Here is a 15,671-nt window from a genome sequence, read left to right as displayed (position 1 = left end):
CGTTATGACCGCGATCTGAGCGGGTCATGACCGTCGGGCGCGGTATGACCGCGATCTGAGCGGGTCATGACCGTCGGGCGCGGTATGACCGCGATCTGATGCTGTTCCGATGATCGTGTGATCGGATCATGGGCCCGGGTCCTGGTGACCCGGGCCCTGTGCCTTTGCACCCTGTCGGCCCCGGGTGCGACCGACTGACAGGATGGACCTCCATTTCGGCCCGACGAGTCCCTAGCCTTGCCGCATGAGCATCCCCACCGCTGACTCAGCCGCCGGCCAGGCCGTCAAGGCCGCCGACCGCGCGCACGTCTTCCACTCGTGGTCCGCCCAGGCGCTGATCGACCCCCTCGCGGTGGCCGGCGCCGAGGGCTCGTACTTCTGGGACTACGACGGCAACCGCTACCTCGACTTCTCCTCGCAGCTGGTCAACACCAACATCGGGCACCAGCACCCGAAGGTGGTCGCGGCGATCCAGGAGCAGGCGGCGAAGCTCTGCACCATCGCCCCCGGCTTCGCGGTCGAGTCGCGCAGCGAGGCCGCCCGGCTGATCGCCGAGCGCACCCCGGGCGACCTCGACAAGGTGTTCTTCACCAACGGCGGCGCCGAGGCCAACGAGAACGCCATCCGGCTGGCCCGGCTGCACACCGGCCGGCAGAAGGTGCTCTCCACCTACCGCTCCTACCACGGCGCCACCGCCAACGCGATCGCCCTGACCGGCGACCCGCGCCGCTGGGCCAACGAGACCGGCGTCTCCGGCATCGTGCACTTCTGGGGCCCGTACGCCTACCGCTCCAACTTCCACGCCGAGAACGAGGCGCAGGAGTGCGAGCGCGCGCTGGCCCATCTGGAGCAGATCATCGCCTTCGAGGGCCCGGCCACCGTCGCGGCGATCATCCTGGAGACCGTGGTCGGCACCGCGGGCATCCTGGTCCCGCCGCCCGGCTACCTGGCCGGCGTCCGGGAGATCTGCGACCGGTACGGCATCGTCTTCATCCTCGACGAGGTGATGGCCGGCTTCGGCCGCACCGGCGAGTGGTTCGCCGCCGACCACTGGGGCGTCACCCCCGACCTGCTCACCTTCGCCAAGGGCGTCAACTCGGGCTACGTCCCGCTCGGCGGCGTCGCGATCAACGCGGAGATCGCCGCGACCTTCGCGGAGCGGCCGTTCCCCGGCGGCCTCACCTACTCGGGTCACCCGCTGGCCTGCGCCTCGGCCGTCGCCACCATCACCGCGATGGCGCAGGAGGGCATCGTCGAGAACGCCAAGCACATCGGCGAGACCGTGCTCGGCCCCGGCCTGCGCGAGCTGGCCGAGCGCCACCCGTCCGTCGGCGAGGTGCGCGGGCTCGGCGTGTTCTGGGCGCTCGACCTGGTCCGGGACCGCGCCACCCGCGAGCCGCTGGTGCCGTACAACGCGGCCGGCGCCGCCAACGCGCCGATGGCCGAGCTGGCCGCCGCGTGCAAGCAGCGCGGGCTGTGGCCGTTCGTCAACATGAACCGTTTCCACGTCGTCCCGCCGTGCACCGTCACCGAGGAGGAGGCGAAGACCGGCCTCGCCGTCCTCGACGAGGTGCTGTCGCTGGCCGACGCGCACACCGTCTGACCACACCGACAGGACGGCCCCGGGCGCTTCCCCCCGTGCGCCCGGGGCCGTCCCACGCTCCGGAGGCCCCAACCATGCCCAGCACCACCAAGACCCGCCGCCCGAGCGGGGCCCGCCGTCCGACCCGCCGCCGGGTGCTCGGCGCCACCGCCGGACTGCTCGGGACCGCCGCCCTGACCGGCTGCGGCATCCCGTCCGCCTACGTGGACGAGGACCGCCGCTCGGTCCCGGACCGCTCGGAGGACGAGAAGCGGCTGGGCTTCTCCAACTGGACCCAGTACATCGACGCCGACGACGACGGCGGGCGCCCGACCCTGGACGGGTTCACCGAGCGGACCGGGATCAAGGTCACCTACACCGAGGACATCAACGACAACGACGAGTTCTTCGGCAAGATGGGGCCGGTGCTCACCCAGGGCACCGATCCCGGACGCGACCTCATGGTCGTCAGCGACTGGATGGTCGGCCGGTACATCGGGCTCGGCTGGGTGCAGGCCATGGACCGGGCCAACCTGCCCAACGTCACCGCGCAGCTGGACCCGCAGCTGGCCGACCCGGCGGTCGACCCCGGGCGCAGGCACAGCGTGCCCTGGCAGTCCGGGATCACCGGCATCGCCTACAACCGCAAGGAACTCGGCCGCGAGCTGAAGTCCGTCTCCGACCTCTGGGCACCCGATCTGAAGGGCCGGGTCACCCTGTTCGCGGGGCTGGACGAGGCGCTCGGCCTGCTGATGCTCTCGCACGGCGCCGACATCACGGCCTTCACCGAGGACGACGCGAACCGGGCGATGGACCTGGTGCAGCGGATGGTCGACGGCCGGCACGTCCGCCGGTTCACCGGCAACGACTACACCAGCGACCTGGCCTCCGGCGCCGCGCTGGCCTGCCAGGCGTACTCCGGGGACGCCGTCCAGCTCACGGCGGAGAACCCGGACATCGCCTTCGTGGTGCCCGAGGAGGGCGGGGAGCTGTGGGCCGAGAGCCTGCTGATCCCCAACCGGGCCGTGCACAAGCGCAACGCCGAGCTGCTGATCGACCACTACTACCAGCCCGAGGTGGCCGCCGAGCTGGCCGCCGCCGTGCAGTACATCTGCCCGGTGCCGGCCGCGCGCGAGGTGCTCGCGGCCAGCGGGGACCGGGAGAAGGCGGAGCTGGCGGAGCACCCGCTGCTCTTCCCGACCGAGGAGATGCGCGCCCGGCTGCACACCATGCGCGACGTCACCTCGGCCGAGCGGCCCGCCCTGCACAAGGTGTGGACCCGCATCACCGGCGTGTAGCGGCCCCCCGGTCCGGCCGCTACCGGCGCACCGCGTCCAGCGCGAGCAGGGCGACGTGCAGCGAGAGGCAGGACTCGACCTGGTCGAGGTCGACCCCGAGGATCCGCTCGACCTTGTGCAGCCGGTCGTAGAAGGACGGCCGGGACAGGTGCGCGGCATCGGCGGCCGCGGACTTGTTCCGGCCCTGCTCCAGGTAGATCCGCAGCATCTGCACCAGCTGGCCGTTGTGCTCGGCGTCGAAGGCGAGCAGCGGGCCCAGCTCCCGTTCGACGTAGGTCTGCAGCCGGGCGTCGTCGCGCAGCAGGTGCAGCAGGCCGCGCAGCCGCACGTCCGGCAGCCGGTAGTACGAGGCCGTCCGGCCGCCGGGCACGTCGTGCAGCGCGGCGTCGGCGACCTGGGTGGCCTCCAGCAGGGTGCGCCGGGCGTCGCGGACCGAGCCGACCGAGGAGCCGACCGCGACCACCGGCGCCGGCGCGGCGGGGTCCCGGGCCGCCTCGGCTGCCAGCCGGCGCAGCGCCGCGGCGAAGGCGTCCAGCGCGGCGTGCTCGTCCTGCTGGGGGCCGAGCGTGATCAGCACGCCGACGCCCTCGTCGTCCAGCGCCCCGACCAGGGCGGAGAGCCGGCAGGCGCGCACCGCGCTCGCCGCCAGTTCGGTGAAGTCGCGCAGCCGGGCCTGCGCCTCCAGCGCGGCGGGGATCGGGCCGCGCCGCTGGCGCAGCACCGCGCCGACCAGCCGCCGCCCCTCCAGCGGCACGCCGAGCGCCTGGGCGCGCAGCGCCACCTCGGAGACGGTCAGCGCGTGGGTGAGGATGCCGGAGAGGAGGGTGCGGTGGGTCTGCCGCTCCAGGCTCTCCCGGTCGCGGACGACCAGCCGGTTGAGCGCCAGCGCGGAGGCGCCGCGCTCCAGCAGCATGGTGAACGGGTGCGGGCCGCCCTCCGGCAGCGGCCCCGGCTCCTGCACCAGCACCAGCACCAGCCGCCCCCAGTCCTGGCCGCGGGCGCCGACCGTGGTGACCAGCCAGCCGCTGCGCGGGTCGTGCCCGGTGCGCCCGGGCGGGCGGACCCCGCGCGAGCGGCGCTCCCAGTCCTCCAGCAGCTCGGCCTCGGGCCGCCCGGCGGGGTCGTGCGTCAGCACCTGGTGGGCGAGGTTCTCCAGCACGACCGGGGCGCCCGCGATCCGGGCCACCTGGCGGACCACCTCGACCGGTTCGGCGCCCTCCACGACCAGCTCGTTGAAGACCTGGTGGATCGCCTCGGAGGTGCGCAGCTGCTCCAGCTGGGCGTTGACCACCAGGGCGTGCACCGCCTCGGTGACGGCGACGAAGCGCAGTTCGCGGCGGAGCGCGATCAGCGGCAGGCCGCGCTGCTCGGCGGCGTGCACCAGGGCGCGCGGCAGGGTGTCGAAATAGCGCCGGCCGTACTCGATGACCAGCCCGGCCACGCCGATGTCGGCGAGCTCGCGCACGTACCGGGCCAGGCCCTCGCGGTCCTCGGGCAGGGCGATTCCGGTGCTCAGCACCAGTTCGCCGCCCTGGAGCATGCCGGCGACGTCGGGCAGCTCGCTGACGTGCACCCAGCGGACCGGGCGTTCCAGGTGGTCGGCACCGGCCACCACCTGCGGCAGGCCGCGGCGCATCACCTCCAGGTCGAGCACGCGGGCGACGGTGGGGAGCATCGACGGCCTCCAGGGTTCAGAGTGTCAGGCAATCATTCATCACGGCGACGACCTGTTGCCCTGGCCGAAGCCTTGCACCCTGTAAGGCGCTTCGCGTCGAGGTTGTCGCAGTGACCCTTGTCACGCCCCGGCGGCAGCGGGCATGGTCAGCGGGTCGGCTGTGGCGAGATCCGGACATCATCGGTGATCGACGATCGGATGCCCCGCACCGCACCCCGCGCCCCGCGTACGACCCGACCGGTCACGGGGCCCCGGTGCGACCCCTCGGCCCGCCGGCGCGTGCAGCACGGCCGGGCCGGCGCGCCGTCCGTGCGGCACACGAACCACCGGGACTTGGAGGAAGACATGGACCTGACCGACTTCGGCGCGGGCGCGCAGTACATCGCGGGCCGGTGGAGCCGGGGGAGCGGCGATCCCTTCCAGGTCGTCAACCCGGCCGACGGCAGCGTCGTCGAGGAGGTCACCCTGGCCTCCGCCGAGCAGGTCGACGAGGCCGTGGCCGCCGCCCGGGCCGCCCTGCCCGAGTGGGCCGGCGCCACCCCCGGCGCCCGCTCCGAGGCGCTGACCCGCCTGGCCGCCGTCCTCACCGACGCGGCCGGCGACCTCGCCCGGGTCGAGACCGCGCAGACCGGCAAGCCGGTCAAGCTCTCCACCGAGTTCGACGTCCCCGGCACCATCGACAACACCGCCTTCTTCGCCGGGGCCGCCCGCAACCTGGAGGGCAAGGCCGCGGGCGAGTACTCGGGCGACCACACCTCCTACGTGCGGCGCGAGGCGATCGGCGTGGTCGGCTCGATCTCGCCCTGGAACTACCCGCTGCAGATGGCCGCGTGGAAGGTCCTGCCGGCGATCGCGGCCGGCAACACCATCGTCCTCAAGCCGGCCGAGCTGACCCCGCTCACCTCGCTGATGTTCGCCCGGGCCTGCACCCTGGCCGGCATCCCGGACGGCGTGGTCAACGTCGTCACCGGCGCGGGGCGGGTCGCGGGGGAGCACCTGGTCGCCCACCCGGACGTCGCGATGGTCTCCTTCACCGGTTCCACCGCGGTCGGCAAGCGGGTCGCCGAACTCGCCACCGCGACCGTCAAGCGGACCCACCTGGAGCTCGGCGGCAAGGCCCCGTTCGTGGTCTTCGACGACGCCGACCTGGACGCCGCCGTGCACGGCGCGGTCGCCGCCTCGCTGATCAACGGCGGCCAGGACTGCACCGCGGCCACCCGCGCCTACGTCCAGCGCCCGCTCTACGACGCCTTCGTGGCCGGCGTCGCCGAGCTGTACGGCGCGATCCGGACGGGCGACCCGCTCGACCCGCGCACCGACCTCGGCCCGCTGGTCTCCTTCACCCACCGCGACCGGGTGGCCGGCTTCGTCGAGCGCGCCCGCGGCTACGCGACCGTGGTCACCGGCGGCGCCGCCCCCGCGAAGGGCCACGACGGATCCGACCTCACCCGCGGCGCCTACTACCGCCCCACCCTGATCACCGGCGCCGCCCAGGACAGCGAGGTCGTCCAGGGCGAGATCTTCGGCCCCGTCCTGGTCGTGCTGCCCTTCGACGGCGACGACGAGGGCCTGCGGCTGGCCAACGACACCCCCTACGGCCTGGCCGCCTCGGCCTGGACCGGCAACGTGCACCGCGCGCTGCGCGCCACCCGCGAGATCGCGGCGGGCTGCGTCTGGGTCAACGACCACATCCCGATCATCAGCGAGATGCCGCACGGCGGCTACAAGTCCTCCGGCTACGGCAAGGACATGTCGCAGTACTCGCTGGACGAGTACACCCAGGTCAAGCACGTCATGTTCGACACCACCGCGGTCGCCCGCAAGGACTGGCACCGCACCGTCTTCGGAGACAGATAACCGGACCGGGTGGTCCCCGCCACCCCCCCCTTCGCCCCCCAGGAGGCCCGTCCCATGGCGTTCAACGAGCTCACCGACGGACTGTCGGAACCGGTCCGCAAGGCCTGGGAACGCAGTCTGACCAGTGGCCGGGCCGCCCTCGGCCGGCGCGCCGTGCTGCGCGCCGCCGCCCTCACCGCCGGCGCGGGCTCGCTGGCCGCCTGCGGCATCCCGCCGGCCAGGTCCGTCAACGGGACGGGCGACTCCACCGCGAACGCCGCCAAGGACCTCTCGGACAGCGAGCGGGAGGTGAACTTCTCCAACTGGCCGCTCTACGTCGACGCCGACGAGAACGACAAGGAGAAGCACGGCACCCTGGAGGCCTTCACGGCCGCCACCGGGATCAAGGTGAAGTACACCGAGGACGTCAACGACAACGTCGAGTTCTTCGGCAAGGTGAAGCCACAGCTCGCGGCCGGCCAGGACACCGGCCGCGACCTGATGGTGCTCACCGACTGGATGGCCGCCCGGATGATCCGGCTCGGCTGGGCGCAGAAGCTCGACCCGGCCAACGTCACCACCGCCATCACCACCGTCGAGTCCCGCTTCCGCGCCCCGGACTGGGACCCGGGCCGGCTCTACAGCTACCCGTGGGCCGGCATCCAGGTGGTCATCGCCTACAACAGGAAGGCCACCAGGGGGAAGGAGGTCACCAGCGTCGCCCAGCTGCTGGAGGACCCCGACCTCAAGGGCCGGGTGACCTTCCTGTCCGAGATGCGCGACAGCATCGGCATCACCCTGCTGGACATGGGCAAGGACCCGGCGAAGTTCACCGCCGACGACTACGGGGCCGCCGTCGCCCGGCTGCAGAAGGCCGTCGACAACAAGCAGATCCGCCGCTTCACCGGCAACGACTACGGCCAGGAGCTCTCCTCCGGCGACATCGCCGCCTGCGTCGCCTGGGGCGGCGACCTGATCCAGCTGCGCGCGGACAACCCCGACATCGAGTTCGTCATACCCGAGAAGGGCTTCGTGAGCAGCACCGACAACCTGCTGATCCCGGCCAAGGCCCAGCACAAGGCGAACGCCGAGAAGCTGATCGACTTCTACTATCAGCCGAAGATCGCGGCGCAGCTGACCGCGGGAATCGGCTTCGTCTCCGCCGTCGCCGGCGTGCAGGAGGAACTGGCCGCCATCGCCCCCGACAGCGCGGCCAACCCGCTGGTCGTCCCCACCCCCGAGATGGCGGCCAAGGCGCACGTCTTCCGGACCCTCACGGAGAACGAGGAGAGCGACTTCGAGGAGAAGTTCTCCAAGCTCATCGGCGCCTGACCCCCCACTGACGGCAGAGAATCCCAGAGAGACACCACCCATGACAGAGCAGCAGAGCTCCGCGGCCGTCGGCGGCGACGTCCGCCTCACCGGAATCGGCAAGACCTATGGCTCCTTCACCGCCGTCCACCCGCTGGACCTGACCGTCCCCCAGGGCTCCTTCTTCGCCCTGCTCGGTGCCTCCGGCTGCGGCAAGACCACCACCCTGCGGATGATCGCCGGGCTGGAGGAGCCCACCGCCGGCACCGTCCTGATCGGCGGCCAGGACGTCACCGAGCTCCCCCCGTACAAGCGGCCGGTGAACACCGTCTTCCAGAGCTACGCGCTCTTCCCGCACCTCGACATCTTCGAGAACGTCGCCTTCGGCCTGCGCCGCCGCGGCCGCAAGGACGTCAGGAAGCAGGTCGAGGAGATGCTCGAACTGGTCGAGCTCGGCCAGTACGCCCGGCGCAAGCCGCACCAGCTCTCCGGCGGCCAGCAGCAGCGCGTCGCCGTCGCCCGCGCGCTCATCAACCACCCCCAGGTGCTGCTCCTCGACGAGCCGCTCGGCGCCCTCGACCTCAAGCTCCGCCGCCAGATGCAGCTGGAGCTCAAGCGGATCCAGACCGAGGTCGGCATCACCTTCGTGCACGTCACCCACGACCAGGAGGAGGCCATGACCATGGCCGACACCATCGCGGTGATGAACGGCGGCCGGGTCGAACAGCTCGGCGCCCCCGCCGAGCTCTACGAGAACCCCGCCACCACCTTCGTGGCCAACTTCCTCGGCCAGTCCAACCTGCTGGCCGCCGAGGTCACCGGCGGCGCAGGCGAGGACCTGCTGCTCACCGCCGCCGGCGCCCGGCTCACCGTCCCCAGGGCCCGCCGCGCCGGCGGCGCCACCCGGGTCCACCTCGGCGTGCGGCCGGAGAAGATCACCATCGAGCACGGCTCCGCCGAGGTCGCCGACGGCCGCAACCGGCTCGCCGGCACCGTCGTCGACTCCAGCTTCATCGGCGTCTCCACCCAGTACCTGGTCCGCACCGACGGCGGCCAGGAGGTCACCGTCTTCGAGCAGAACATGGAGCGCGACGCCCGGATCGTCCCCGGCGCCCCCGTCGTCCTGCACTGGAACCCGGCCCACTCCTTCGCCCTGGACGCCGCCCAGGCGATCGACGCGGGCACCGGGGAGGCCGCCGCGTGACCACCACCACCCCGGCCGCGCCACCGCAGGTCGTCCCCCTGCCCGCGGACGCCCCCGGGCCCCGGCGCCGGCTCACCCCGTACTGGCTGCTGCTGCCCGGCATAGCCTGGCTGGTCGTCTTCTTCGCGGTGCCGATGGTCTACCAGGCCTCCACCTCGCTGCAGACCGGCTCGCTGGAGGACGGCTTCCGCGTCACCTGGCACCTCGCCACCTACTGGGACGCCCTGGTCGAGTACAAGTGGCACTTCGTCCGCTCGTTCGGCTACGCCGCCACCGCCACCGTGCTCTGCCTCGCCATCGGCTACCCGCTCGCCTACACCATCGCCTTCAAGGTGAGCCGGCGCTGGCGCAACGTCCTGCTGATCCTGGTCATCGCGCCGTTCTTCACCAGCTTCCTGATCCGCACCCTGGCCTGGAAGACCATCCTCTCGGACGGCGGCCCGGTGGTCGGCGCGCTCGACGCCCTGCACGTCCTCGACGTCACCGCCGCCCTCGGCCTCACCGAGGGGGACCGGGTGCTCGCGACACCGCTCGCCGTGGTCTGCGGCCTCACCTACAACTTCCTGCCGTTCATGATCCTGCCGCTGTACACCTCGCTGGAGCGGATCGACCCGCGCCTGCACGAGGCCGCCGGCGACCTCTACGCCCGCCCGTTCACCACCTTCCGCAAGGTGACCTTCCCGATCTCGCTGCCCGGCGTGGTCGCCGGAACCCTGCTCACCTTCATCCCGGCCTCCGGCGACTACATCAACGCCCAGCTGCTGGGCTCGCCGAGCGAGCAGATGGTCGGCAACGGCATCCAGAAGCAGTTCCTGAACGTGCTCGACTACCCCACCGCGGCGGCGCTGAGCTTCATCCTGATGGCCCTGATCCTGGGCATCGTGACGGTCTACATGCGCAAGGCCGGGACGGAGGAACTGGTCTGATGTCCCGAGTGATCGCCTGGATCCGCCGCAACCTGGTGGTGCTGGCCGGCCTGCTGGCCCTCGCCTACCTGGTGCTTCCCAACCTGGTCGTGCTCGCCTTCTCGTTCAACAAGCCGGTCGGCAAGTTCAACTACGAGTGGAACGAGTTCTCCACCGACGCCTGGACCGACCCCTGCGGCGTGGCCGACATGTGCCAGTCGCTCTCGCTCAGCCTGCAGATCGCGGTCGCCGCCACCATCGGCGCCACCGTGCTGGGCACCATGGTCGCCTTCGCGCTGGCCCGCTACCGCTTCCGCGGCAAGGCCGCCACCAGTGCGATGATCTTCCTGCCGATGGCGATGCCCGAGGTCGTGATGGCCGCCTCGCTGGGAACCCTCTTCCTCAACATGCGCATCCCGTTCGGCTTCACCACCATCCTCATCGCGCACATCATGTTCTGCCTGAGCTTCGTGGTGACGGCCGTCAAGGCCCGCGTGATGAGCATGGACCCGAGGCTCGAACAGGCCGCCCAGGACCTCTACGCCACCCCCACCCAGACCTTCCTGCGGGTCACCCTGCCGCTTGCCGCCCCCGGCATCGCGGCCGGCGCGCTGCTCAGCTTCGCGCTCTCCTTCGACGACTTCATCATCACCCAGTTCAACTCGGGCCCGACCACGGTCACCTTCCCGATGTTCGTCTGGGGCGCCTCGCAGCGCGGCATCCCGGTCCAGGTGAACGTCATCGGCACCGCGATGTTCATCGCCGCCGTCGCGCTCACCATGGGCGGCCAGTGGCTCGGGAACCGCCGCAAGGCCACCGCCTGACCGGCCCGGCCGCCCTCCCGGCGTACCGTCGGGAGGGCGGCCGACCACCATCACCAATGTGTAGAAAGTGGCTGATAATGCATGGACTCCGCCCGCGCACTCAGTGACGCCAGGCCCACCCCCTTCTGGCTGGAGGACCCGGGGCGGCCGACGGCACTGCCCGCCCTGGTCGGCGACACCAGCTGCGACCTGCTGGTCGTCGGCGGCGGCTACTCCGGACTCTGGACCGCCCTCGTCGCCAAGGAGCGCGACCCCTCGCTGGACGTCGTCCTGGTCGAGGGGCAGGAGGTGGGGTGGGCGGCGTCCGGCCGCAACGGCGGATTCTGCGCGGCCAGCCTGACCCACGGTTTCGGCAACGGCCTGCAGCGCTGGCCCGCCGAACTGGGACAGCTGGAGCGCCTCGGCGCCGCCAACCTGGACGGCATCGAGGCCACCCTCCAGCGCTACGGCATCGACGCCGAGTGGGAGCGCACCGGCGAGATCGACATCGCCACCCAGCCGCACCAGCTCGACGAACTCCAGGAGGTCGCCGAGGCCGTCGCCCGGTACGGCCTCGACGTCACCGTGCTCGACCGCGACGAACTGCGCGCCCAGGTCGACTCGCCCACCTTCCTCGGCGGGATCTGGGACAAGGACGGCGTGGCCATGGTCCACCCCGCCAAGCTGGCCTGGGGTCTCAAGCAGGCCTGCCTGGGCCAGGGCGTGCGGATCCACGAGCACACCCCGGCCACCGCCCTGCGCGAGCACGGCGGCGGCATGGCCGTGCGCACCCCCTACGGACGGGTCTTCGCCCGCAAGGTCGCGCTCGGCACCAACGCCTTCCCGTCCCTGCTCAAGCGCGTCCGCCCGTACATCGTCCCGGTGTACGACTACGCGCTGATGACCGAGCCGCTCACCGACGAGCAGCTCGCCGCCATCGGCTGGCACGGCCGCCAGGGGCTCAGCGACAGCGCCAACAAGTTCCACTACTTCCGGCTCTCCGCGGACAACCGGATCCTCTGGGGCGGCTACGACGCCGTCTACCGCTTCGGCGGGCACGTCCGGCACGAGTACGACCAGCGGCCGGAGACCTTCCGCACCCTGGCGCGGAACTTCTTCCACTGCTTCCCCCAGCTGGAGGGCGTCCGCTTCACCAACGCCTGGGGCGGCGCGATCGACACCTGCAGCAGGTTCTCCGCCTTCTTCGACACCGCCCACCACGGCCGGGTCGCGTACGCCGTCGGCTTCACCGGCCTCGGCGTCGGCGCCACCCGGTTCGGCGCCGAGGTCATGCTCGACCTGCTCGCGGGGGAGCGCACCGAGCGCACCGAACTGGAGATGGTCCGCCGCAAGCCGCTGCCGTTCCCGCCCGAGCCGGTCCGCTGGGCCGGCATCGAGCTCACCACCCGCTCGCTGGAACACTCCGACCGCACCGGCGGACGCCGCAACCTCTGGCTGCGCACCCTCGACCGGATGGGGCTCGGCTTCGACAGCTGACCGTCCGGCGCCGCGCCCGCCGATCGCACAGGTGCCCAGGGTGTGGGCGCCGGCCGGGTACGTGTCGGCGCCAACCGTGTAAGAGAGACCCGCCGTCCGCCTCTCGTTGGTGACGGCGGGTCTCCGTGTCTCCCGCCGCCACCGAACGCACCGACGCGCAGAGCGGGGACAGCACATGGAGATCACCGGACTGGACTGGCTGGCCCGGACCGCACCCGACCCGGCGGCCTTCCGGGAGCAGTGGGAACGCAGCGGCCTCGGCCTGGTGCTGCTCCCGGCCGGACGGCAGTGGGACGTCCTCTCCGTCCCCGGCCGGCTCGGGCGCCCGGCCGCCGGCCTCCTCGGCGCCCGGGCCTGCGGGCCGGTCCTCGCGGACTTCGGGGACGAGTACCTCGGCTTCCTGGTGCCCGCCGGCACCGCCGCCCGCTGGATCGGCACCGGCGTGCGCTGCGCCGGAGAGGGCACCTGGGTCGTCGTCCCCCACCCCGACCGCCGCGGCCGGGGCGTGCGCTGGCTCGTCCCGCCCGACGGCACCGGACGGCTCAACGACCCGGTCCTCCTGGAGCTCGCCCTGCACGAGGCGGCCGCCGAACTCGGCGACTGGTGACCGCCCGGCCCGCGCCGGTCCGCCGGGCGCGCCGCCGCCGGTGGCGCGCCAGACTGGAGGGGTGACCACCGCCCCGGACGCCGTCGGCCCCTCCCTCCACCCGGGCCCGGCCCAGCTGCGCCTCGCCGAACTGGCCGGGCCCGTGTGCGACCGGCACGGGCTCGCCCTCGCCGGGGGGCACGCCCTGCGCGCCCACGGCGTCCCGGCCTGTGACCAGGACGGGCTCACCCTGGTGGCCGCCGGCGCCACCGACCTGCCGCAGGCCGCCGCCGACCTGGCCGCCGCCTACCGCGCGGCGGGCGGCGTCGTCGTCGAGCGCCCCGGCACGCCCCGGCTGGAGCAGCTCTCGGTCCGGCTGGTCCTGGGCGGACGGGCGCACACCGTCGAGCTGCGCAAGGAGCCGCTGGGCCACCGCCCGGTCCGGGTCGACCTCGCCGGGCCGACCGGCACGCCGCCGGCCGTGACCGTCGTCGCCCTGGAGGACGCCGCCGCCCTCACCACCGCCCTGCTCGTGGACCGCGCCCTGCCCCGGGACCTGATCGACGTGCACGCGCTCACCTCCTGCTACCGCGAGGGCGAACTGCTCGCCCTGGCCACCGGGCTGGACGCCGACTTCCAGCCCACCGCGCTCGCCGAGCGGCTGGAGACGCTGGCCGAGGCCGCCGACGGCCGGTTCCGGGCCCGGGGTCTGCCCGCCGAGGATGTCGACGAGCTGAAGCGGTGGGCACTGGCCTGGGCCCAGGACCTGCGGCTGGACCTGCTGGAGACCCAGGAGGCGGCGGACGGTCTGCACGATCCCTATCTGGAGGACCAGGAGGACGCCTGACGGCCCCCGGCCCTCCGGTCCGTGTCACCCGGAGGGGGCCCGTCCGACGACCTGTAAGGCTGAATCCCCGATCCCCGTCAGCCTGTTCGTTGAGACCGGTCCGAGTGGCCAGCAGACTGGACGGTGAGCGCGGTAGCCCCGTGACCCCGCCGCCCGTCCCGTACGGGCGGCGCCACACCAGGGACCGGTGGCGTCAGGCCGCCCGGACTTCGGAGGCAGACGGACCTTGAGCAAGCACATCACCCACTGGATCGGCGGCCGGCCGGTCGCCACCGCCGGTGCCGCGCCCCGCCGCGGTGACATCTTCGACCCGGCCACCGGCCAGGTCACGGGCCAGGTCGACTTCGCGGAGGTCGTGGAGGTGGACCAGGCGGTGGCCGCCGCCGCCTCGGCCTTCACCGAGTGGCGCACCGCCTCGGTCGCCAAGCGCGCCACGGTGCTCTTCTCCTTCCGCGAGTTGCTCAACGCCCGCAAGGACGAGCTGGCGGCGATCATCGTCGCCGAGCACGGCAAGGTGCACTCGGACGCGCTCGGCGAGATCGCCCGCGGCCTCGAGGTCGTCGAGTACGCCTGCGGGATCCCGCAGCTGCTCAAGGGCGGCTTCACCGAGCAGGCCTCGACCGGCATCGACGTCTACTCGATCCGCCAGCCGCTCGGCCCGGTCGCGATCATCTCGCCGTTCAACTTCCCGGCCATGGTGCCGATGTGGTTCTTCCCGATCGCCATCGCGGCCGGCAACACCGTGGTCGTCAAGCCGTCCGAGAAGGACCCGTCCGCCGCCAACTTCCTCGCCGAGCTGTGGAAGGAGGCCGGCCTGCCCGACGGCGTCTTCAACGTCGTGCACGGTGACAAGGTCGCCGTCGACCGCCTGCTGGAGCACCCCGACATCAAGTCGGTCAGCTTCGTCGGCTCCACCCCGATCGCCCGCTACGTCTACGAGACCGGCACCCGCTACGGCAAGCGCGTCCAGGCCCTGGGCGGCGCCAAGAACCACATGCTGGTCCTGCCCGACGCCGACCTCGACCTGAGCGCCGACGCCGCCGTCAACGCCGGCTTCGGCGCGGCCGGCGAGCGCTGCATGGCGGTCTCCGTCCTGGTCGCCGTCGACCCGATCGGCGACGAGCTGGTCGAGAAGATCAAGCAGCGGATGGCCACTCTCACGGTCGGCCCCGGCTGCAACGGCGAGTCCGAGATGGGCCCGCTGGTCACCGGCCAGCACCGGGACAAGGTCACCTCCTACGTGGAGTCCGGCCTCGCCGACGGCGCGGACCTGGCCGTCGACGGCCGCAAGCACCCGGTCACCGCCGAGGACCGCAACGGCACGCCGACCGCGGACGGCTTCTGGCTCGGCCCCACGCTGTTCGACCACGTGAAGCCCGGCATGTCCGTCTACACCGACGAGATCTTCGGCCCGGTCCTCTCCGTGGTGCGCGTCGCCTCCTATGAGGAGGGCCTCGCCCTGATCAACGCCAACCCCTACGGCAACGGCACCGCCATCTTCACCAACGACGGCGGCGCGGCCCGGCGCTTCCAGTACGAGGTCGAGGTCGGCATGGTCGGCATCAACGTGCCGATCCCGGTGCCGGTCGCCTACTACTCCTTCGGCGGCTGGAAGGCCTCGCTGTTCGGCGACGCCCACGCCTACGGCCAGGACGGCGTGCACTTCTTCACCCGCGGCAAGGCGGTCACCCAGCGCTGGCTGGACCCGTCGCACGGCGGCATCAACCTCGGGTTCCCGACCAACAGCTGAGTCCGACACCCGGGGCCGGCCACGGGGCCGGGACCCGAGTCGGAGCACCGCAGGCCGGTCCGCAGAAGCGCGGGCCGGCCTGCGGCATGCCCGGGAGTTTGCTTGGCGTTTGCCTTCGGCCGCGAACCGGCGTAGTGTTCCCTAGTCGCTCGACAGGGAGCACCGGACACGCATAGGCGCGGACGGTCCCGGGGCGGCCAATTCTCTGGAAATACCAACGCCTCCCCGGCATGGGGTTATTTGGCGTGTGCATTTTTGTGGATTGCGGTCGGATTCGCTTTTCGGAGCGGAGGTCGGCTAGAGTTTGAAACGTCGGACGGGGCGTCAAGCCGCAGAAGACGCCAGTGAGTTGGGTGAAGGAAGCGCCGGGAACGGCA

General features: G+C 72.3%; 12 protein-coding genes. 11 read left to right on the top strand and 1 reads right to left on the bottom strand.

Annotation, left to right across the window (positions count from 1 at the left end; all coding sequences use genetic code 11):
- The first annotated feature begins 244 nt into the window (after positions 1-244).
- Both ABT093_RS26290 and ABT093_RS26285 read left to right on the top strand, forming a co-directional pair.
- Positions 245-1,603 carry an aspartate aminotransferase family protein gene (locus tag ABT093_RS26290; protein ID WP_350568682.1) on the top strand — a complete coding sequence of 453 codons (1,359 nt, stop codon included), beginning with the start codon at positions 245-247 and terminating at the stop codon, positions 1,601-1,603.
- Between the two features lie 74 nt (positions 1,604-1,677).
- Positions 1,678-2,880 (top strand): polyamine ABC transporter substrate-binding protein, encoded by a 1,203-nt coding sequence (locus ABT093_RS26285; RefSeq protein WP_350568680.1) that lies wholly within the window; start codon positions 1,678-1,680, stop codon positions 2,878-2,880.
- 19 nt (positions 2,881-2,899) lie between these two features.
- Here the strand turns inward: ABT093_RS26285 and ABT093_RS26280 are convergent, their stop codons facing one another.
- Positions 2,900-4,555, bottom strand: coding sequence for a PucR family transcriptional regulator (locus tag ABT093_RS26280; RefSeq protein ID WP_350568679.1), 1,656 nt, complete (start codon positions 4,553-4,555; stop codon positions 2,900-2,902).
- Between the two features lie 345 nt (positions 4,556-4,900).
- On the opposite strand from ABT093_RS26280, the gene ABT093_RS26275 reads away from it, so the two are divergent.
- The 9 genes from ABT093_RS26275 (at position 4,901) to ABT093_RS26235 (ending at position 15,294) form a co-directional block, all read left to right on the top strand.
- Positions 4,901-6,412 carry a gamma-aminobutyraldehyde dehydrogenase gene (locus ABT093_RS26275; RefSeq protein WP_350568677.1) on the top strand — a complete coding sequence of 504 codons (1,512 nt, stop codon included), beginning with the start codon at positions 4,901-4,903 and terminating at the stop codon, positions 6,410-6,412.
- A gap of 54 nt (positions 6,413-6,466) precedes the next feature.
- Positions 6,467-7,723 (top strand): ABC transporter substrate-binding protein, encoded by a 1,257-nt coding sequence (locus ABT093_RS26270; protein WP_350568676.1) that lies wholly within the window; start codon positions 6,467-6,469, stop codon positions 7,721-7,723.
- A gap of 40 nt (positions 7,724-7,763) precedes the next feature.
- On the top strand, positions 7,764-8,906 hold the full coding sequence (locus tag ABT093_RS26265) for an ABC transporter ATP-binding protein (protein WP_350568675.1): 1,143 nt from the start codon (positions 7,764-7,766) through the stop codon (positions 8,904-8,906).
- Positions 8,903-9,832: an ABC transporter permease gene (locus ABT093_RS26260; protein WP_502884319.1), complete on the top strand. Its 930-nt coding sequence runs from the start codon at positions 8,903-8,905 to the stop codon at positions 9,830-9,832. Before ABT093_RS26265 ends, ABT093_RS26260 begins: the two co-directional genes overlap by 4 nt.
- Entirely contained in the window at positions 9,832-10,635 is an 804-nt protein-coding gene (locus ABT093_RS26255) for an ABC transporter permease (RefSeq protein WP_350552617.1), read from the top strand. Before ABT093_RS26260 ends, ABT093_RS26255 begins: the two co-directional genes overlap by 1 nt.
- A gap of 81 nt (positions 10,636-10,716) precedes the next feature.
- Entirely contained in the window at positions 10,717-12,111 is a 1,395-nt protein-coding gene (locus tag ABT093_RS26250) for an NAD(P)/FAD-dependent oxidoreductase (RefSeq protein ID WP_350568674.1), read from the top strand.
- A 175-nt stretch (positions 12,112-12,286) separates the two neighbouring features.
- Entirely contained in the window at positions 12,287-12,718 is a 432-nt protein-coding gene (locus tag ABT093_RS26245) for a hypothetical protein (protein ID WP_350568672.1), read from the top strand.
- Between the two features lie 61 nt (positions 12,719-12,779).
- A complete protein-coding gene (locus ABT093_RS26240; RefSeq protein ID WP_350568670.1) occupies positions 12,780-13,544 on the top strand; it encodes a nucleotidyl transferase AbiEii/AbiGii toxin family protein in 765 nt (254 codons plus the stop codon).
- Positions 13,545-13,770: 226 nt separating this feature from the next.
- A complete protein-coding gene (locus ABT093_RS26235) occupies positions 13,771-15,294 on the top strand; it encodes a CoA-acylating methylmalonate-semialdehyde dehydrogenase (RefSeq protein ID WP_350568668.1) in 1,524 nt (507 codons plus the stop codon).
- Positions 15,295-15,671 lie beyond the last annotated feature (377 nt).

Origin of the sequence: Kitasatospora sp. NPDC002551 (assembly GCF_040296005.1) — a bacterium.
Taxonomy (GTDB): Bacteria; Actinomycetota; Actinomycetes; order Streptomycetales; family Streptomycetaceae; genus Kitasatospora.
The sequence above is the reverse complement of the archived record's forward strand: the minus strand, read 5'-3'. Positions and strand labels throughout refer to the sequence as shown.

Bases quoted from the DNA above. Each gene is read 5' to 3' on its own strand.
- ABT093_RS26290 (WP_350568682.1), top strand. From the start codon at position 245: ATGAGCATCCCCACCGCTGACTCAGCCGCCGGCCAGGCCGTCAAGGCC.
- ABT093_RS26265 (WP_350568675.1), top strand. From the start codon at position 7,764: ATGACAGAGCAGCAGAGCTCCGCGGCCGTCGGCGGCGACGTCCGCCTC.
- ABT093_RS26250 (WP_350568674.1), top strand. From the start codon at position 10,717: ATGGACTCCGCCCGCGCACTCAGTGACGCCAGGCCCACCCCCTTCTGG.
- ABT093_RS26275 (WP_350568677.1), top strand. From the start codon at position 4,901: ATGGACCTGACCGACTTCGGCGCGGGCGCGCAGTACATCGCGGGCCGG.
- ABT093_RS26255 (WP_350552617.1), top strand. From the start codon at position 9,832: ATGTCCCGAGTGATCGCCTGGATCCGCCGCAACCTGGTGGTGCTGGCC.
- ABT093_RS26245 (WP_350568672.1), top strand. From the start codon at position 12,287: ATGGAGATCACCGGACTGGACTGGCTGGCCCGGACCGCACCCGACCCG.
- ABT093_RS26280 (WP_350568679.1), bottom strand. From the start codon at position 4,555: ATGCTCCCCACCGTCGCCCGCGTGCTCGACCTGGAGGTGATGCGCCGC.
- ABT093_RS26270 (WP_350568676.1), top strand. From the start codon at position 6,467: ATGGCGTTCAACGAGCTCACCGACGGACTGTCGGAACCGGTCCGCAAG.
- ABT093_RS26285 (WP_350568680.1), top strand. From the start codon at position 1,678: ATGCCCAGCACCACCAAGACCCGCCGCCCGAGCGGGGCCCGCCGTCCG.